General features: G+C 55.9%; 15 protein-coding genes, 5 tRNA genes and 1 pseudogene. 15 read left to right on the top strand and 6 right to left on the bottom strand.

All coding sequences use genetic code 11. The features are described 5' to 3' along the window. Position 1 precedes the first annotated feature (1 nt). From ACZ6J2_RS18435 to ACZ6J2_RS18425, 3 genes are all read right to left on the bottom strand, one after another. Positions 2–751 carry a sugar phosphate isomerase/epimerase family protein gene (locus tag ACZ6J2_RS18435; RefSeq protein ID WP_471726393.1) on the bottom strand — a complete coding sequence of 250 codons (750 nt, stop codon included), beginning with the start codon at positions 749–751 and terminating at the stop codon, positions 2–4. Between the two features lie 103 nt (positions 752–854). Next, entirely contained in the window at positions 855–1871 is a 1017-nt protein-coding gene (locus tag ACZ6J2_RS18430; RefSeq protein ID WP_023309954.1) for a LacI family DNA-binding transcriptional regulator, read from the bottom strand. A gap of 179 nt (positions 1872–2050) precedes the next feature. Then, positions 2051–2713: an OmpA family lipoprotein gene (locus tag ACZ6J2_RS18425; protein ID WP_008502762.1), complete on the bottom strand. Its 663-nt coding sequence runs from the start codon at positions 2711–2713 to the stop codon at positions 2051–2053. 211 nt (positions 2714–2924) lie between these two features. On the opposite strand from ACZ6J2_RS18425, the gene ACZ6J2_RS18420 reads away from it, so the two are divergent. Further along, positions 2925–5204 (top strand): molybdopterin guanine dinucleotide-containing S/N-oxide reductase, encoded by a 2280-nt coding sequence (locus ACZ6J2_RS18420; RefSeq protein ID WP_471726436.1) that lies wholly within the window; start codon positions 2925–2927, stop codon positions 5202–5204. Here ACZ6J2_RS18420 and ACZ6J2_RS18415 read toward each other — a convergent pair. Continuing rightward, a pseudogene (locus tag ACZ6J2_RS18415) lies at positions 5167–5612 on the bottom strand (N-acetyltransferase). The gene ACZ6J2_RS18420 and the pseudogene ACZ6J2_RS18415 sit on opposite strands and share 38 nt — an antisense overlap. Next, complete coding sequence (gene tag / locus ACZ6J2_RS18410; RefSeq protein WP_471726392.1) at positions 5590–6171, bottom strand: DNA-3-methyladenine glycosylase I; 582 nt, start codon at positions 6169–6171, stop codon at positions 5590–5592. The pseudogene ACZ6J2_RS18415 and the gene tag overlap by 23 nt, the downstream one beginning before the upstream one ends. A gap of 153 nt (positions 6172–6324) precedes the next feature. Between tag and ACZ6J2_RS18405 the strand changes: the two genes are divergently transcribed. The 9 genes from ACZ6J2_RS18405 to dppF all read left to right on the top strand — a co-directional run bounded on the left by ACZ6J2_RS18405 (position 6325) and on the right by dppF (position 16890). Then, complete coding sequence (locus tag ACZ6J2_RS18405; RefSeq protein WP_471726391.1) at positions 6325–7023, top strand: autotransporter domain-containing protein; 699 nt, start codon at positions 6325–6327, stop codon at positions 7021–7023. 238 nt (positions 7024–7261) lie between these two features. Continuing rightward, entirely contained in the window at positions 7262–8464 is a 1203-nt protein-coding gene (locus tag ACZ6J2_RS18400) for an L-lactate MFS transporter (RefSeq protein WP_033146995.1), read from the top strand. A gap of 239 nt (positions 8465–8703) precedes the next feature. Beyond that, positions 8704–10398, top strand: coding sequence for a kdo(2)-lipid A phosphoethanolamine 7''-transferase (eptB, locus tag ACZ6J2_RS18395; RefSeq protein ID WP_039261186.1), 1695 nt, complete (start codon positions 8704–8706; stop codon positions 10396–10398). A gap of 91 nt (positions 10399–10489) precedes the next feature. Then, a tRNA-Pro gene (locus tag ACZ6J2_RS18390) sits at positions 10490–10566 on the top strand. 620 nt (positions 10567–11186) lie between these two features. Then, positions 11187–12794 (top strand): dipeptide ABC transporter periplasmic-binding protein DppA, encoded by a 1608-nt coding sequence (gene dppA, locus ACZ6J2_RS18385; protein WP_033146993.1) that lies wholly within the window; start codon positions 11187–11189, stop codon positions 12792–12794. Positions 12795–12954: 160 nt separating this feature from the next. Beyond that, a complete protein-coding gene (gene dppB, locus ACZ6J2_RS18380) occupies positions 12955–13974 on the top strand; it encodes a dipeptide ABC transporter permease DppB (RefSeq protein ID WP_023334097.1) in 1020 nt (339 codons plus the stop codon). 9 nt (positions 13975–13983) lie between these two features. Continuing rightward, on the top strand, positions 13984–14886 hold the full coding sequence (gene dppC, locus ACZ6J2_RS18375) for a dipeptide ABC transporter permease DppC (protein WP_023309963.1): 903 nt from the start codon (positions 13984–13986) through the stop codon (positions 14884–14886). Between the two features lie 10 nt (positions 14887–14896). Further along, the gene (gene dppD / locus ACZ6J2_RS18370) at positions 14897–15880 is read left to right on the top strand and encodes a dipeptide ABC transporter ATP-binding protein (protein WP_008502772.1); all 984 of its coding nucleotides are present in this window, start codon (positions 14897–14899) and stop codon (positions 15878–15880) included. Further along, positions 15877–16890 carry a dipeptide ABC transporter ATP-binding subunit DppF gene (gene dppF / locus ACZ6J2_RS18365; protein ID WP_471726390.1) on the top strand — a complete coding sequence of 338 codons (1014 nt, stop codon included), beginning with the start codon at positions 15877–15879 and terminating at the stop codon, positions 16888–16890. Before dppD ends, dppF begins: the two co-directional genes overlap by 4 nt. Positions 16891–16933: 43 nt before the next feature. Here the strand turns inward: dppF and coaA are convergent, their stop codons facing one another. Continuing rightward, positions 16934–17884, bottom strand: coding sequence for a type I pantothenate kinase (gene coaA / locus ACZ6J2_RS18360; protein ID WP_032668002.1), 951 nt, complete (start codon positions 17882–17884; stop codon positions 16934–16936). 317 nt (positions 17885–18201) lie between these two features. Here coaA and ACZ6J2_RS18355 point away from each other — a divergent pair. The 5 genes from ACZ6J2_RS18355 to ACZ6J2_RS18335 form a co-directional block, all read left to right on the top strand. Continuing rightward, positions 18202–18277, top strand: a tRNA-Thr gene (locus tag ACZ6J2_RS18355). Between the two features lie 8 nt (positions 18278–18285). Continuing rightward, positions 18286–18370: transfer RNA gene (locus ACZ6J2_RS18350), tRNA-Tyr, on the top strand. Between the two features lie 117 nt (positions 18371–18487). Then, positions 18488–18562 (top strand) — tRNA-Gly (locus ACZ6J2_RS18345). Between the two features lie 6 nt (positions 18563–18568). Beyond that, a tRNA-Thr gene (locus ACZ6J2_RS18340) sits at positions 18569–18644 on the top strand. A 118-nt stretch (positions 18645–18762) separates the two neighbouring features. Then, positions 18763–19093 (top strand): GTP-binding protein (locus ACZ6J2_RS18335; protein WP_227647507.1); only part of this gene is annotated, 331 nt, incomplete at its 3' end.

Genomic DNA, 19093 nt, shown 5'->3' with positions numbered 1-19093 from the left:
TTTACTCCTCGCGCAGCAGGTTGACGTAATGGCGGGTAACGGCGGTTAAATCCGTCCCTTCCAGCGGGAACTCGATACCGCGCGGGGCATCGGCAGGCAGCTGGCCGAGCAGATCCAGCCAGCGCGCATCGGCGTGGTCCGGTGCTACTGCGCGGAAGTTGTCTTTATGCGGCACGGCGGCTTTAACGTGGATATAGCTCACCGCAGGGGCCAGATGACGCGCGGCCTCTTCGGGCGAATCGCCAACCCACAGCCAGTTGCCCATGTCGAAGGTCAGCGTGACGGGGAGCGCCATTTCCCGACAGACGGCCTGGAAGCGCTGCATGGGCGCGAGCTGACCGCAGTCGGTCTGATCGTTCTCCACGACCAGCGCCATGCCGCTTGCGTTCAGCAGGGTACGCAGGCCGTCGAGAGGCTGCGCGTTGCGGAAATGGCCCAGGGAAACCTTCAGCCACAGGGCGTTCAGGGTGCTGGCCTCAGAGAGATAGCGTGTCAGGTCCGGGTTGAGGGTGCCGTCGGGCATAAACAGGGCGGCGGGGGCGGAGTAGCACGCCAGCAGGCCGAGCAGCTCAATGGATTCTCCCAGCGCAGGCAGCGCCAGCAGCTCTTCGCTGCTGAACAGTTCCCGGCGGATCTCCACGCCGTCTGCCCCTGCGCCTGCAATCACGGGCAGCATCGCCCGCTGGCCGCCCGCCTGTCGCACCTGTTCCGCACCGTACGCGGCGGTGACCACCATAATTTTCCTGCCCATCTTCGGACTCCATCGCAACATATCAATACTATTACGCTATATGGAACCGGTTCCAAAGAAAAGGTCAGGATGTCGAATTTATGATCGGTATCACAAGGGAAAATTAACGCGCGGTGGAGCCGCGAACGATCAGCTCGCCGGAGAAGACCTGCTCGCGAACGGCATCGCTGGTGCCTTCAATGCGACGAACCACTTGTTCAACAGCAGCATAGCCAATCTGCCAGGTGGGCTGTTTGAGTGTCGTAATGCCGACGCCCGCCAGCTCCGCCCACTCCAGTTCATCAAACCCCAGCAGACCGATATCGCTGCCCCAGTGCAGGCCAATGCGCTTGAGCGAGCGGGCGACCTGAAGCGTCAGCGCCCCGTTGGCGGAGATAACGGCTTTGCGCATCCCGCGATGGCGCGTGTGGAACTGGCGCAGGGTGTTGTCGAGCTGGTCGGCTTCGTGAAGCGGCGTTTCGGCATTTTCGGCGATCACGCCGGGATATCGCTCCAGCGTGGTGCGAAATGCGCTCAGGCGCTCGCGACGGGTATTGACCATCCCTAACGGTTCACTCAGAAACAGAATGGCCTCGAAGCCCTGTTCGATCAGATGTTCGGTGGCTGTAGTGGCTGCCTGGGTGTTATCCAGACCGACCACATCGCAGGCAAATTCCGGGATTTTACGGTCGATGAGAACCATGGGCAGGGAGGACTGCTGCAGGCGGTTTAAACCCTCTTCCCGCATGCCCACCGCGTTCACCACAATCCCTTCGACCTGATAGCTGCGCAGCAGATCGAGGTAATGCAGCTCCTGGTCGACTTCGTTGTTGGTATTACAGACCAGCGGCGTGAACCCCTTCTCGCGACAGGCGGCTTCAATACCGCTGAGGACGTTAACGGAATAGGGGTTGGTGATATCGGCGATGATAAGCCCTATAAGGCGGGTGCGGCCGCGTTTGAGCCCGCGCGCCATGAGGCTGGGACGGTAGTCGAGATCGGCAATGGCCTGTTCAATACGCGCCAGCAATGCGTCGGACAGCAGGTGTTTCTCGCCGTTAAGGTAGCGCGAAATGCTGGTTTTACCGGTTTTAGCGGCTTTCGCCACGTCGCTGATGGTGGCTCGGGCTGGTTTGCTCATCGCTGATTTCCCTGAATTTAGTGAGAATACCTTAGCGGGAAAATCAGACGAATCAAGTAATTTGCCCGGTGGCGCTGCGCTTACCGGAGGGTGCGGTCTGGTGCCCTCATTCCACCCCTCTCCCACGGGAGAGGGTGCAACCACTAAAACGGCAACGAGCGTTGCCGTTTTGCTTTTACCTACTGAATTGGGCTTAACGTAATCTCAACGCGGCGGTTCTGCGCTTTGCCTTCCGCCGTGCTGTTGCTGGCGATAGGGTTGGCAGGGCCCATGCCGCTGGTGCGGATGCGGTTGGCTTCAACGCCCTGGGTAATCAGCGAGCTGGCCACGGAATCGGCGCGCTGCTGAGACAGTCGCATGTTCAGATCCTGGCTGCCGGTACTGTCGGTATAGCCAATCACGTTAACGGCGGTCTTGTTGTACTCTTTCAGCACCATCGCCACGCCAGTCAGGGTGTTTGCGCCTGCTGGTTTCAGCGTTGCGCTGCTGCTGTCGAAGGTCACGTTGTTCGGCATATTCAGGATGATGTTATCGCCGCTGCGCGTCACGCTCACGCCGGTTCCCTTCATTTTGTCGCGCAGCTTCGCTTCCTGCACGTCCATGTAATAACCGACGCCGCCACCCAGTGCCGCGCCCGCCGCTGCGCCAATCAGCGCGCCTTTACCGCGGTCTTTCTTGGAGGAGGAGAGCGCCCCAACGCCTGCGCCGACCAGCGAGCCGATACCCGCGCCAATGCCGGATTTACCCGCTTCACGCTCACCGGTGTAAGGGTTAGTTGTGCAGCCAGAAACAGCCAGTGCACCGCTCACCAGAGCGGCAATAACGAGTACGCGTTTTTTCATCTTCTTTCCTTAATCCTTTTTATTCTTTGCCACGGCGAGCGTGGCAGTTGATTATGACGTCCAGATACGGAGAAAATTCCGGGTATAACTCTGAAATTTGTGACAAACCATAAACTGCCTCAGAAAGAAGGCCGTAAACCTGCACGCAACCAGGAGCGCACGCTTGAGCACCTCAACGAAAACCATTCTGACCGCCGCCCACTGGGGGCCGATGCTGGTCGAAACCGATGGCGAAAATGTTCTGTCGTCCCGCGGGGCACTGCCAACCCAACATCCCAACTCGTTACAGACCGTCGTTCGCGATCAGGTGCACAGCAAAACGCGCGTGCGCTGGCCGATGGTGCGTAAAGGTTTTCTGGCCTCGCCGGACAAGCCTCAGGGTATTCGCGGTCAGGATGAGTTTGTCCGCGTGAGCTGGGATGACGCGCTGGCGCTGATCCACGCCCAGCATAAGCGCATTCGCGACAGTTACGGTCCGTCGTCCATTTTCGCCGGGTCGTACGGCTGGCGTTCTAACGGCGTGCTGCACAAGGCCTCGACGCTGCTGCAGCGCTATATGAGCCTGGCGGGAGGCTATACCGGTCATCTGGGGGATTACTCCACCGGCGCGGCGCAGGCGATCATGCCCTACGTCGTGGGCGGGAACGAAGTGTACCAGCAGCAGACCAGCTGGCCGCTGGTGCTGGCGCATACCGACGTGGTGGTGCTCTGGAGCGCCAACCCGCTCAATACGCTGAAAATTGCCTGGAATGCCAGCGACGAGCAGGGGATTGGGTATTTCGACGCGCTGCGCAAAAGCGGCAAGCGCATCATCTGCATTGACCCGATGCGCTCTGAAACCATGGATTTCTTCGGCGAAAGCGCCGAGTGGATTGCCCCGCATATGGGCACCGACGTGGCGATGATGCTGGGGATCGCCCATACGCTGGTTGAAAACGGCTGGCACGATGTTGAATTCCTGACGCGCTGTACCACCGGCTTCGATAAATTCGCCGACTACCTGACGGGTCAATCCGATGGGGTGGCGAAAACGGCAGAGTGGGCGGCAGAAATTTGCGGCGTACCTGCGGAAAAAATCCGCGAACTGGCGGCGTTGTTCCATAAAAATACCACCATGTTAATGTCCGGCTGGGGAATGCAGCGCCAGCAGTTTGGTGAGCAAAAACACTGGATGCTGGTCACCCTTGCCGCAATGCTTGGGCAGATCGGCACGCCGGGCGGGGGTTTTGGTCTCTCCTATCACTTTGCAAACGGCGGTAACCCGACGCGTAAAGCGGCGGTGCTGGCGTCACTGCAAGGCTCGGTGCAGGGTGGCGTGGATGCCGTGGATAAGATCCCGGTGGCGCGGATCGTTGAAGCTCTGGAAAACCCCGGCGGTTTTTATCAGCACAACGGTCTGGACCGCCACTTCCCGGACATTAAATTTGTCTGGTGGGCGGGCGGGTCGAACTTCACGCACCATCAGGATACCAACCGCCTGATCCGCGCCTGGCAAAAGCCGGAGCTGGTGGTGATTTCCGAGTGCTTCTGGACCGGCTCGGCTAAGCATGCAGATATTGTGCTGCCTGCGACCACCTCGTTTGAGCGTAACGATCTCACTATGACCGGCGACTACAGCAACCAGCATATGGTCCCGATGAAGCGCGTAGTGGCCCCGCGAGACGAAGCGCGTGATGATTTTGACGTGTTTGCTGAACTGAGCGAGCTGTGGGAAACGGGCGGTCGCGAGCGTTTTACCGAGGGGAAAAGCGATCTGCAATGGCTGGAAACCTTCTACCAGATTGCCGGCCAGCGCGGCGAGGCGCAGGGCGTGACGCTTCCGCCATTTGCCGAATTCTGGGAAGCGAACCAGATCGTCGAGATGCCGGAGAGCGAACAGAACGCGAAGTTTGTCCGTTTTGCCGATTTCCGCCGCGACCCCGAGAACCACCCGCTGAAAACCGAGAGCGGAAAGATCGTGATCTATAGTGAGCGCATCGCCAGCTTTGGCTATGCTGACTGCCCGCCACACCCTATGTGGCTCGAGCCGGACGAGTGGCACGGCAACGCCCAGCCGGAACAGCTGCAGGTGTTGTCTGCGCATCCCGCGCACCGTCTGCACAGCCAGCTTAACTATACGTCTCTGCGCGAGCAGTATGCGGTCGCCGGGCGAGAGCCGGTCACGCTGAATTCCCTTGATGCGAAAGCCCGGGGGATTGCGGACGGCGACGTGGTGCGCGTCTGGAACTCGCGCGGGCAGGTGCTGGCAGGGGCAGTGGTGAGCGACGGGATTAAACCGGGCGTGATCTGCATTCATCAGGGCGCATGGCCCGACCTTGAGCCTTCCGAGGGAGGGATCTGTAAAAACGGGGCGGTTAACGTGCTGACCAAAGATCTCCCCAGCTCGAAGCTGGGGAATGGCTGCGCAGGGAACACGGCGCTGGCCTGGGTAGAAAAATATCAGGGACCCGAGCTTACCTTAACGGCGTTTGATCCGCCTGCCAGCTCATGATCCACGTCGGGTGCTGAGTGTCATCCTGCCAGGCGCTGTCCTCAATGCGAAAGCCCTGAGCATGGTAGAAATTCACCGCCCGCACATTTTTCTGATATACCTCCAGCGTTAAATGCGGGAAGCGCTGTTGAACATGGTTCAGCAGCGCGCGCCCGATGCCTTTCCCGATGCATGACGGTGCGACAAACAGCGCGCCGACAAACTGAGACTGCATCACGCTGATAAATCCGTATGGCTCGCCATCCTGTTCCCAGACCCAGGTTTCCGCCGACGGCAGGTAAACGTCCCGCACCATGGCCTCGTTCTCTTTCCAGTAACCCGGTTCAATAAACGGATGCGCTTCGTGGTGCTTTCAAGCCACAGGCTCAAAAGCGGCGCGGTATTCTCACTTTGCCATTTGCGGATCATGATGGCCTCCCGGATGACAGAAGCAGCCGGTAACGTGGTCGTTGACCAGGCCGCAGGCCTGCATAAAGGCGTAGCAGATGGTGGAGCCGACAAACTTAAAGCCGCGTTTTTTCAGGGCTTTCGAGAGCGCATCCGAGGCCGGGGTGGAGGCCGGGATTTCCGCGAGCGAGGCGGCCTGTGTGACCTGCGGATCGTTGTTCACAAACGTCCAGACAAAATCTGAAAATGATTCGCCGTTTTGTTCCATCGCCAGGTAAGCGCGTGCGTTACCGATGATGGCCTGGATCTTACCGCGATGACGGATGATACCGGCGTCCTGCACCAGTCGTTCCACATCTTCATCGGTCATCGCGGCGACGGCGACAGGATCGAACTGATGGAAGGCGTTGCGGTAGTTTTCGCGTTTCTTCAGTACCGTAATCCATGACAACCCCGCCTGCTGGCCCTCCAGGCAGATCATCTCAAAGAGTTTGTTGCCATCCGTTTCCGGCACGCCCCATTCCCGATCGTGATAGTCGATATAAAGCTGATCCTGGCTCACCCAACCGCAACGTTCCATCCGTCATCTCCCTTATTGATACTGATTTCGCAAAATTTCATTCTGACTGGCTTGACGTGTTTACTATAAAGACAATAGTTAATACAAGGGTTATAAGCTCTTCCTGAATAACGACAAATATCGCCGAATTCGGCTCTCTCTGGGGTCGCGTTGATGATGATAAAAAAAATCAGTGGTCGCCATGCTGCTTCTGGCCTGGTGGGGATTTCGGCCTGCCTGTTTTTTTGTAATACAGCGTCTGCCTGGCAACAGGAATATATCGTTTCAGACGCCCAAAATAATACGGCGGAACGCTATACATGGGACGCGGATCACCAACCGCGTTATGAGGATATTCTGGCTGAGCGTATTCAGTCTTCGCAAAACGCGCCGGGTCTTGCCCTGAATGTACCGTCTGGCAGCATGATGGAGGGGGCAATGAGCGTGGGCTGGAATTTTCCGGTTTCAACGCGTATCACCACCGGCCCGGTGGTGGCGTGGCGATACGACGGCACGGCTCCCATGATGATCAACGAGTTTGGTGATAGCGCGTCGACGCAGGCAATCACCGACCCGCTCTGGCATGCCAGCGTCAGCACGCTGGGGTGGCGCGTGAATACCCAGTACGGCGATCTTCGTCCCTGGGCGCAGATTAGCTATAATCAGCAGTTTGGTGAAAACCAGTGGAAATCGCAGTTTGGCATGCCGCAAACGCCAGCCCCTGCCCAAAACGGTAGCTGGATGGACGTCACCGTGGGAACGGATATTCCTTTTAATACGCACGTCGCGGCCTATGCGTCGCTGGCTCAGGGGGAGCACACCACCACCGGTGAGGAGTTTTTATACACCCTCGGCGTTAGCGCAAATTTCTAGAGTTGTTACTTTTTTAAACGTTACGATAACATCTAGAATACAATAACCACGGGCTTTACAGCGATAGCGAATACTAACACGCTGTCGCTTTATTCCCGGGCCAGGCCATTCATTCCCGATTCCAGGCATTTCATTCCGTTCCGCCTGCATTTCATGCCGTTTTACCCCAGGCGTATTAAGGTTTTGTTTATCGTTGTCCTCAGCGAACTTCCTTAATTTCTCTTGCAGGACAACTGCCATGAACACATCAACTTATAACCGCACGCGCTGGCTCACGCTTTTTGGCACCATCGTCACCCAGTTTGCGCTGGGGTCGGTCTATACCTGGAGCCTGTTTAACAGCGCGCTTTCCGACAAACTCGGCGCACCGGTCAGCCAGGTTGCGTTCTCCTTTGGTCTGCTGAGCCTGGGGCTGGCGATTTCGTCTTCCGTCGCGGGCAAGCTGCAGGAGCGTTTTGGCGTGAAGCGTGTGACCATGGCGTCCGGCATTCTGCTGGGTTTGGGCTTTTTCCTGACGGCGCATTCCAGCAACCTGATGATGCTGTGGCTGAGCGCCGGCGTGCTGGTGGGTCTGGCCGATGGCGCAGGTTACCTGCTGACCCTGTCGAACTGCGTGAAGTGGTTCCCGGAGCGTAAAGGCTTAATCTCCGCGTTCGCCATCGGCTCTTATGGCCTGGGCAGCCTCGGGTTCAAATTTATCGACTCCCATCTGCTGGCGTCCGTTGGCCTCGAAAACACCTTTATGATCTGGGGCGCAATCGTGCTGGTGATGATTCTGTTCGGCGCCACGCTGATGACCGATGCGCCGCAGCAGGAGGTCAAATCCGTTAACGGCGTGGTGGAGAACGACTTCACCCTCGCGCAGTCCATGCGTAAACCGCAGTACTGGATGCTGGCGGTGATGTTCCTGACGGCCTGCATGAGCGGACTGTATGTCATCGGCGTGGCGAAGGATATCGCACAGGGGATGGTGAAGCTGGATGCGGCCACGGCGGCGAATGCGGTGACGGTCATCTCCATTGCCAACCTCTCCGGTCGTCTGGTGCTCGGTATTCTGTCTGACAAAATTGCCCGCATCCGTGTGATTACGATTGGGCAGGTGGTTTCGCTGGTCGGTATGGCGGCGCTGCTGTTCGCTCCGCTGAATGAAGCCACCTTCTTTGCGGCGATTGCCTGCGTGGCCTTTAACTTCGGCGGCACTATTACCGTCTTCCCGTCACTGGTGAGCGAGTTCTTTGGCCTGAACAATCTGGCGAAAAACTACGGCGTTATCTATCTGGGCTTCGGGATCGGCAGCATCTGCGGCTCGCTGATTGCCTCTCTGTTCGGCGGGTTCTACGTGACCTTCTGCGTCATATTTGCCTTGCTGATTATCTCGCTGGCGCTCTCGACCACGATTCGCCAGCCGCAGCGTGAAGTATTCAAAGAAGCGCACGCGTAAGCTGTATGAAAGAGGCCTCTGTGGCCTCTTTTTTCTTTGTGCGAGACGCTTCCCGTCTCGATATTTTGTAAAAATTTATACCGATCACACTCTCTGCTGCCACTTTTCTCTCCCGCTGTGGTCTACTTATCGCGCTTGTAGACGTTTCTAATAACGCTTCCTTACGCATTTACTTACTCTGTCCGCTTTCTCTTTGAGATTCGTCGGGTTTTTATACCCCTTCCCCCAGGGTTGTTTGCATGAAATACATTAGGTCTCTTACCCAGCAAAGATTGTGTCTGATGCTGGCTGTCTATATCGGATTATTTCTGAATGGCGCGGTACTGTTCAGAAGAGTGGAAGGTTATTTTGAACACCTTACCGTGAGTAATGGTATTTTTGCCGCCATTGAAGTGTTCGGCTCCGTCCTCGCTACCTTCTTCCTCTTACGCCTGCTGTCCCTTTTTGGCCGACGTACCTGGCAAATTTTGGCCTCGCTGGTGGTGATTATTTCCGCCGCCGCAAGCTATTACATGACCTTTATGAACGTGGTCATTGGGTACGGTATCGTGGCCTCGGTGATGACCACGGATATCGATCTCTCGAAAGAGGTGGTAGGGAAAGGCTTTATCGTCTGGACAGTTTTAACCTGTCTGATACCGCTGTTCTTTATCTGGAACAATACGTGCCGCTATACGCTGCTACGCCAGCTGCGCACCCGTGGACAGCGGATCCGCAATATCGTCGTTGTCCTGCTGGCCGGACTGCTGGTATGGGCGCCAATCCGCCTGATGGAAACGCAGCAAAAACGCGTCGAAAAAGCGACGGGCGTGGATATGCCAAGCTATGGCGGCGTGGTGGCAAACTCGTATTTGCCGTCTAACTGGCTGTCAGCGTTAGGTTTGTATGCCTGGGCGCAGGCGGACGAATCCAGTGATGTGAAATCGCTGATCAATCCAACGAAAAAATTCACCTACCAGCCGCCAGCCGACGGGATTGATGATACGTACGTCGTCTTCGTCATCGGCGAAACGACGCGCTGGGATCATATGGGTATTCTCGGCTATAACCGGGATACCACGCCAAAGCTGGCGCAGGAGAAAAACCTGGTGGCTTACCGTGGCTACTCCTGCGATACCGCAACGAAGCTTTCGCTGCGCTGTATGTTTGTGCGTGAAGGCGGTGCAAGCGATAATCCGCAACGCACGCTGAAAGAGCAGAACGTGTTTGCCGTGCTGAAGCAGCTTGGATTTAGCTCAGACCTGTTCGCTATGCAAAGTGAGATGTGGTTCTACACCAATACCCTTGCAGATAACATCGCGTACCGTGAGCAGATTGGCGCCGAGCCGCGTAACCGCGGTAAAAACGTCGACGACATGCTGCTGCTGGAAGAGATGTCGCAATCCCTCAAGAACCATCCGCAGGGCAAGCATCTGGTTATTCTGCATACAAAAGGGTCGCATTACAGCTACTACCAGCGCTACACCCGTGATTTTGCGAAGTGGCAGCCCGAGTGCGTGGGCATTAATAAAGACTGCAGCAAGCAGGAGCTGATCAACGCCTACGACAACTCGGTGCTGTACGTGGATACCTTCCTGAGCCGAGTGATCGACCAGCTGCGCGATAAAAAAGCGATTGTGATTTACGCGGCAGACCACGGAGAATCCATCAACGAGAAAGAGCACCTGCACGGTACGCCGCGCAAGCTGGCACCGCCGGAGCAGTTCCGCGTGCCGATGATCATGTGGATGTCGGATAAGTATCTTGAAAATCCGGAGAAGGCGAAGATGTTTGCTCAGCTGAAAAAAGAGGCGGAGATGAAGGTGCCGCGTCGTCACGTTGAGCTGTACGACACCATTATGGGTTGTCTCGGCTATACCTCACCGAACGGTGGGATTAACGAAAACAACAACTGGTGTAAACTCCCTGATAACAGCGTAAAAGCCGCGCAGTAGCTGCCCTGGCGAGAATATCGCCAGTTGAATGGCTTTTTGAAAATAAGGGATTGACGGGGGCGCACCTCAGCAGTAAGATGCGCTCCGCATTCGGCGAGTAGCGCAGCTTGGTAGCGCAACTGGTTTGGGACCAGTGGGTCGGAGGTTCGAATCCTCTCTCGCCGACCACATTCTGAAAAGGGCTAACCGCAAGGTTAGCCCTTTTTGCATTATGATCTTATCCCGTCAGAGTATCCAAAACGCCCCTTAGGCCTGCTTCTCCCTGCCTGTTAACGATTTTGTGACATAATCCATTGTATTTTTTTATATATAGATTGATCTTTTTTCGCGTTGCTTATGGATAACCTCAGCATTTTTCGCTGTGCGTTTTAACGTTCGCGGTATTTAGTGCTCAGATAATCACCATTCTGCAAGAAAATTTACCCATTCTGAATAAAAGTTAATCACTGATTGTTGCGAAATATGAAGAGACTTGTGCTGCAAGATAGCGAGTAGCATAAATTTCCCTGCTGAAAACTGGCATGCATAGTTTTTTTAATCTTTGTTTGCGGTTTCTCACACTCAGCGTAAATCCCCGTCACCTGTATTGACGTTTTCACATTCTGTTGACAGATTGTAGGGCATGAGGGGCATTTCAGGGACGATCTGCGCTGCAACTCAAACGCTCTTCTGAAAGGATTCTCCATCCCTTTAAAGCCTTCGGGCATCACCGACCGGACCGGGTAAAAAATAAATAAAGGTCTGGCGGCGTAACACAACAAAGCAAAACATCACATTGGAGCAGAATAATGAGTATTTCCTTGAAGAAGTCAGGGATGCTGAAGCTTGGTCTGAGCCTGGTGGCTATGACCGTGGCAGCAAGCGTACAGGCAAAAACCCTGGTTTACTGTTCTGAAGGCTCGCCGGAAGGCTTTAACCCACAGCTCTTTACCTCTGGTACGACTTACGACGCAAGCTCTGTACCGATCTATAACCGTCTGGTTGAATTCAAAACCGGTACCACGGAAGTGATTCCGGGTCTGGCCGAGAAGTGGGACGTCAGCGAAGACGGTAAAACCTATACCTTCCACCTTCGCCAGGGCGTGAAGTGGCAGGACAGCAAAGAATTCAAACCAACGCGCGACTTTAACGCCGACGACGTTGTGTTCTCCTTTGACCGTCAGAAAAACGCTCAGAACCCGTACCACAAAGTGTCTGGCGGCAGCTATGAATACTTCGAAGGGATGGGTCTGCCTGACCTGATTGCTGAAGTGAAAAAAGTGGACGATAAAACGGTTCAGTTCGTGCTGACGCGTCCGGAAGCGCCATTCCTGGCTGACCTGGCCATGGACTTCGCCTCAATTCTGTCCAAAGAGTACGCGGACAACATGCTGAAAGCCGGTACGCCGGAGAAAGTTGACCTGAACCCAATCGGTACCGGTCCATTCCAGCTGCTGCAGTACCAGAAAGACTCCCGCATTCTGTATAAAGCGTTCGAAGGCTATTGGGGCACCAAGCCGCAGATCGACCGTCTGGTCTTCTCCATCACGCCTGATGCGTCAGTGCGTTATGCAAAACTGCAGAAAAACGAATGCCAGGTGATGCCGTACCCGAACCCGGCTGATATCGCCCGCATGAAGCAGGACAAGAACATCAACCTGCTGGAGCAGGCTGGCCTGAACGTGGGCTATCTCTCCTTCAACACCGAGAAGAAACCGTTTGATGACGTGAAAGTGCGTCAGGCGCTGACCTACGCGGTGAACAAAGAAGCGATTATCAAGGCGGTTTACCAGGGCGCTGGCGTTGCTGCCAAAAACCTGATCCCACCAACCATGTGGGGCTATAACGACGACGTTAAAGACTACACCTACGATCCTGAGAAAGCGAAAGCGCTGCTGAAAGAAGCGGGCCAGGATAAAGGCTTTACCGTTGAGCTGTGGGCGATGCCGGTACAGCGTCCTTACAACCCGAACGCACGCCGTATGGCGGAAATGGTTCAGGCTGACTGGGCTAAGGTTGGCGTTCAGGCCAAGATTGTGACCTACGAGTGGGGCGAGTACCTGAAGCGCGCCAAAGCGGGTGAGCACCAGGCGGTAATGATGGGCTGGACCGGTGACAACGGGGATCCGGACAACTTCTTCGCCACCCTGTTCAGCTGCGCGGCGGCGAAAGACGGTTCTAACTACTCTCGCTGGTGCTACAAGCCGTTTGAAGACCTGATCCAGCCGGCGCGTGCGACCGACGATCACAACAAACGTATTGAGCTGTACAAGCAGGCTCAGGTTGTTATGCACGATCAGGCTCCGGCGCTGATTGTTGCTCACTCCACCGTGTACGAGCCAGTGCGTAAAGAAGTGAAAGGCTACGTGGTAGATCCACTGGGTAAACACCACTTCGAAAACGTATCTGTTGAATAATAAGTAGGGTGTTCTCCCTCTCCCTATGGAGAGGGCAGGGGTGAGGGGCGTGCATGCATCCCCTCACCCTAACTCTCTCCCGCTGGGAGAGGGAATTTACATTTGTGAGCAATACAGACGTCACGCCACTGGTCGTGCGTCATCAGAGAGAATCCGGGTTATGTTGCAGTTCATCCTCCGACGTCTGGGACTTGTTATCCCCACGTTTATCGGTATCACCCTTCTCACTTTTGCCTTCGTCCATATGATCCCCGGCGACCCGGTAATGATTATGGCGGGCGAGCGTGGTATTTCCCCTGAGCGCCATGCACAGCTGCTGGCGGAACTCGGTCTCGATAAGCCGATGTGGCAGCAGTACCTCCACTATATCTGGGGCGTATTGCACGGTGATTTAGGGATTTCGCTGAAAAGCCGCCTTCCGGTGTGGGACGAGTTCGTGCCGCGTTTTAAAGCGACGCTGGAGCTTGGCGTCTGCGCCATGATTTTCGCCACTGCGGTGGGTATTCCTGTCGGGGTACTGGCTGCCGTCAAGCGTGGCTCTATTTTTGACCATACCGCCGTGGGCCTGGCGCTGACCGGCTACTCCATGCCTATCTTCTGGTGGGGCATGATGCTGATCATGCTGGTATCGGTGCAGCTTAACCTGACGCCGGTCTCCGGGCGCGTCAGTGATATGGTCTTCCTGGATGACTCCAACCCGCTCACCGGCTTTATGCTGATTGATACGGCTATCTGGGGCGAAGAGGGCAACTTCATTGATGCCGTGGCGCACATGATCCTGCCTGCCATGGTGCTGGGTACCATTCCTCTGGCGGTGATCGTGCGAATGACCCGTTCATCGATGCTGGAAGTGCTGGGTGAGGATTATATCCGCACCGCGCGCGCAAAGGGCCTGACGCGTATGCGCGTCATCATCGTTCATGCGCTGCGTAATGCCATGCTGCCGGTGGTGACCGTTATCGGCCTCCAGGTGGGGACGTTGCTGGCGGGGGCGATCCTGACCGAAACCATCTTCTCCTGGCCGGGCCTTGGACGCTGGCTGATTGACGCGCTGCAACGCCGTGACTATCCGGTTGTGCAGGGCGGTGTACTGCTGGTCGCGACGATGATTATCCTCGTCAACCTGCTGGTCGATTTGCTGTACGGCGTGGTGAACCCGCGTATTCGTCATAAGAAGTAAGGGACCATCATGTCACAAGTCACTCAAAATAAAGTGGTCGCTGCACCGGTTCCTATGACGCCGCTGCAGGAATTCTGGCACTACTTCAAGCGCAATAAAGGCGCGGTGGTAGGGCTGGTGTATGTCGTAATCATGATCCTGATTGCGGTATTTGCGAACTTCCTCGCACCGTATAACCCGGCGGACCAGTTCCGCGATGCGCTGCTCGCGCCGCCTGCGTGGCAGGACGGCGGCAGCCTGGCGCACCTGCTGGGTACCGATGACGTGGGCCGCGACGTGCTGTCGCGTCTGATGTACGGCGCGCGCCTGTCGCTGCTGGTCGGCTGTCTTGTTGTTGTGCTGTCGCTGATCATGGGCGTTGTACTTGGCCTGGTTGCCGGTTACTTCGGCGGTATCGTTGATAACATCATCATGCGTATCGTCGATATCATGCTGGCGCTGCCAAGCCTGCTGCTGGCGCTGGTGCTGGTGGCGATCTTCGGCCCGTCGATTGGTAACGCCGCGCTGGCGTTGACCTTCGTGGCGCTCCCTCACTACGTGCGTTTAACCCGTGCGGCGGTGCTGGTGGAAGTGAACCGCGATTACGTCACGGCCTCTCGCGTGGCGGGTGCCGGTGCGATGCGCCAGATGTTCGTGAATATCTTCCCTAACTGCCTTGCGCCGCTGATTGTTCAGGCGTCGCTCGGTTTCTCTAACGCCATTCTTGATATGGCCGCTCTTGGCTTCCTGGGCATGGGTGCGCAGCCGCCAACACCGGAGTGGGGCACCATGCTCTCCGACGTGTTGCAGTTCGCACAAAGCGCCTGGTGGGTTGTCACCTTCCCGGGTCTGGCAATCCTGCTGACGGTGCTGGCATTTAACCTGATGGGTGATGGTCTGCGTGATGCGCTTGATCCCAAACTGAAGCAGTAAGAGGCACGAGATGGCGTTATTAAATGTAGATAAATTATCGGTGCACTTCGGCGACGAAGGCACCCCGTTTCGCGCCGTGGACCGCATCAGCTACAGCGTAAATCAGGGCGAAGTGGTTGGCATTGTCGGGGAGTCCGGTTCCGGTAAGTCAGTGAGCTCACTGGCGATCATGGGGCTGATTGATTACCCGGGCCGCGTGATGGCGGAAAACCTGCAGTTCAACGGTCAGGATCTGAAGCGCATTTCTGAAAAACAGCGCCGCCAGCTGGTGGGCGCCGAAGTGGCGATGATTTTCCAGGATCCCATGACCAGCCTAAACCCTTGCTACACCGTTGGTTTCCAGATTATGGAAGCGATTAAGGTGCATCAGGGCGGGAATAAGAAAACCCGTCGTCAGCGCGCGATCGACCTGCTGAACCAGGTGGGTATTCCTGACCCGGCATCACGTCTGGACGTTTACCCGCACCAGCTCTCCGGTGGGATGAGCCAGCGCGTGATGATCGCGATGGCGATTGCCTGTCGACCAAAACTGCTGATTGCGGATGAACCGACGACGGCGCTGGATGTGACCATTCAGGCGCAAATCATCGAGCTGCTGCTGGAGCTGCAGCAGAAAGAGAATATGGCGCTGGTGCTGATTACGCACGATTTGGCGCTGGTGGCCGAAGCCGCGCACAAAATCATCGTGATGTACGCCGGCCAGGTGGTCGAGACCGGGAATTCACACGATATATTCCGCGCGCCGCGTCATCCGTATACCCAGGCGCTTTTACGCGCGCTGCCGGAGTTTGCTCAGGACAAAGCGCGTCTGGCATCGCTGCCGGGTGTGGTACCCGGTAAATATGACCGTCCGCAGGGCTGTCTGCTCAATCCGCGCTGCCCGTATGCAACGGACAAATGCCGGGCAGAAGAGCCTGAGTTGAACCAGCTTGCTGACGGCCGTCAGTCGAAATGCCACTACCCACTCGATGATGCCGGGAGGCCAACACTATGAGTACGCAACAGGCCACCACGCAACAACCGCTGTTGCAGGCCATCGATCTGAAAAAATACTACCCGGTGAAGAAGGGGCTGTTTGCCCCTGAACGCCTGGTGAAAGCGCTGGACGGCGTTTCCTTTAACCTCGAGCGCGGTAAAACGCTGGCGGTGGTGGGAGAGTCAGGCTGCGGCAAATCCACGCTGGGCCGTCTGCTGACGATGATTGAAGTGCCGACCGGCGGGGAGCTCTATTATCAGGGGCAGGATCTGCTCAAGCACGATCCGCAGGCGCAGAAGCTGCGTCGCCAGAAAATCCAGATTGTGTTCCAGAACCCGTATGGTTCTTTGAACCCGCGTAAAAAAGTCGGGCAGATTCTGGAAGAGCCGCTGCTGATCAACAGTAATCTGAGCAAGGAGCAGCGCCGTGAAAAAGCGCTGGCGATGATGGCGAAAGTCGGCCTCAAAACCGAGCATTACGATCGCTATCCGCACATGTTCTCCGGCGGCCAGCGTCAGCGTATCGCTATCGCCCGCGGGCTGATGCTCGATCCGGACGTGGTGATTGCCGATGAGCCGGTCTCCGCGCTCGACGTATCCGTGCGTGCGCAGGTGCTGAACCTGATGATGGATCTCCAGCAGGAGCTGGGGCTCTCTTACGTGTTCATCTCCCACGACCTGTCGGTGGTGGAGCATATTGCCGATGAAGTGATGGTGATGTACCTGGGGCGCTGCGTGGAGAAGGGGACCAAAGACCAGATCTTTAATAACCCTCGTCACCCGTATACCCAGGCGCTGCTGTCTGCGACGCCGCGTCTGAACCCGGACGATCGTCGTGAGCGTATTAAGCTGACGGGTGAACTGCCAAGCCCGCTGAATCCGCCTCCGGGATGTGCATTCAACGCCCGCTGCAGTCGCCGCTTCGGTCCGTGCACCCAGCTCCAGCCGCAGCTGAAGGATTATGGCGGCCAGCTCGTTGCCTGCTTCGCGGTCGATCAGGATGAAAATGGCGAGAAGCCACAGGTATAACGAAAAAACCGGCGCTGAGCCGGTTTTTTTTATGTCTGCTTGATTATTTCCGCAGGCGAATCTGGTCGACGGCGTGCTTCTCGCTCTTGGTGAGGATCAGGCTCGCACGCTCGCGCGTCGGCAGGATGTTCTCTTTGAGGTTCACGTAGTTGATCTCATTCCACAGCCCCGTCGCCACGCCGATCGCTTCTTCTTCAGAAAGCTGAGCATAGTGGTGGAAATAGGAATCCGGATCAGTGAACGCCCCCTCGCGGAACTTCAGGAAGCGGTTGATGTACCAGTTTTGCAGCAGGTCTTCCGGCGCATCGACATAAATAGAGAAATCAACGAAATCCGAGACGAATACGTGATGCGGGTCGTGAGGATAGTCCATCCCGCTTTGCAGCACGTTCAGACCTTCCAGAATCAGGATGTCCGGCTGGACCACGGTTTTATCCCCACCCGGAATGCGATCGTAGATCAGGTGCGAATAGACTGGCGCGGTGACGTGCGGCACGCCGGATTTCAGGTCAGAGACAAATTTCACCAGACGGTGCATATCGTAAGAAAGCGGGAAGCCCTTCTTCTTCATCAGCCCGCGTTCTTTTAACACCTCGTTCGGGTGCAGGAAGCCGTCGGTGGTGATCAGCTCCACGCTGCGGTGTTCCGGCCAGCGGCTCAACAGCGCCTGCAGGACGCGCGCGGTGGTACTTTTACCCACGGCCACGCTGCCTGCGATACTAATGATATAAGGAATGCGTTGACCGTTCGTCCCGAGAAACTGCTCCAGCACGGCCTGACGACGCAGGTTCGAGCTGATATAGAAGTTAAGCAAGCGAGAGAGGGGGAGATAAATTTCTGCCACCTCTTCCAGGGACAGATCTTCGTTTATCCCTTTTAACCGTGCGATTTCACCTTCCGTCAGCGTCATAGGGACGGAATCACGCAGGGCAGCCCACTGGCTGCGGTTAAAGTGAAGATAAGGCGTCATTAACGTTTGCTCTTTTTTGCTCATAAGCATGCTTCAGTGAGCCAGCATCACACTGCCGGATTATGGCTCATCACACAGTTAATTTTGGACAATGGGCAGGAGGTTAACACCAGATGACGGGAATAATAAGAAAAAAGATGGAAAGCGCTGCGTTACGCGGAAGCCGTCACGCTACGGTGAATACGGTGCAAATCACGATGATATGTTGAATATTTGACCTCAAATGACTACTTTTACAGCGTCCGACACGCTCTTCGCATAAAATGTGAGCGAAAGAACGTTTTATGCAAATTTTTAGTTGCATGACCGCGCAGGTATCCATAGAATGCGCGCTACTTGATGCCGACTTAGCTCAGTAGGTAGAGCAACTGACTTGTAATCAGTAGGTCACCAGTTCGATTCCGGTAGTCGGCACCATCAAGTCCGGTGGGGTTCCCGAGCGGCCAAAGGGAGCAGACTGTAAATCTGCCGTCACAGACTTCGAAGGTTCGAATCCTTCCCCCACCACCACTTTCTGGCAGCGTAAATGCCGCCGGAGCTGGTTGGAAAAATTAGCCAGCTCAAACTGAAAAAGAGAGAAATCTCTTTTTTTGTTACAGAAAGAACTGGGTAGCCGAGTTTCAGGATGCGGGCATCGTATAATGGCTATTACCTCAGCCTTCCAAGCTGATGATGCGGGTTCGATTCCCGCTGCCCGCTCCAATACGTGCTGATATGGCTCAGTTGGTAGAGCGCACCCTTGGTAAGGGTGAGGTCCCCAGTTCGACTCTGGGTATCAGCACCACTTCACTTCTCCTTCCCGTTTCTCTCTGTTTCAATTTTACTGTATTCAACAATTCAGGCATTTCGCTTGGTTGATGTGGTGATATCACCGATTTATCCGTGTCTTAGAGGGACAATCGATGTCTAAAGAAAAGTTTGAACGTACAAAACCGCACGTTAACGTCGGTACTATCGGCCACGTTGACCATGGTAAAACAACGCTGACCGCTGCAATCACTACCGTTCTGGCAAAAACCTACGGTGGTTCTGCTCGTGCATTCGACCAGATCGATAACGCACCAGAAGAAAAAGCTCGTGGTATCACCATCAACACCTCTCACGTTGAGTACGACACCCCGACTCGCCACTACGCACACGTAGACTGCCCAGGCCACGCCGACTATGTTAAAAACATGATCACCGGTGCTGCGCAGATGGACGGCGCGATCCTGGTTGTTGCTGCGACTGACG

The sequence above is a fragment of the Enterobacter sp. E14S genome, from assembly GCF_055666685.1.
Note: the sequence above shows the minus strand (reverse complement) of the source record. Positions and strands in the feature narration are given on the sequence as shown.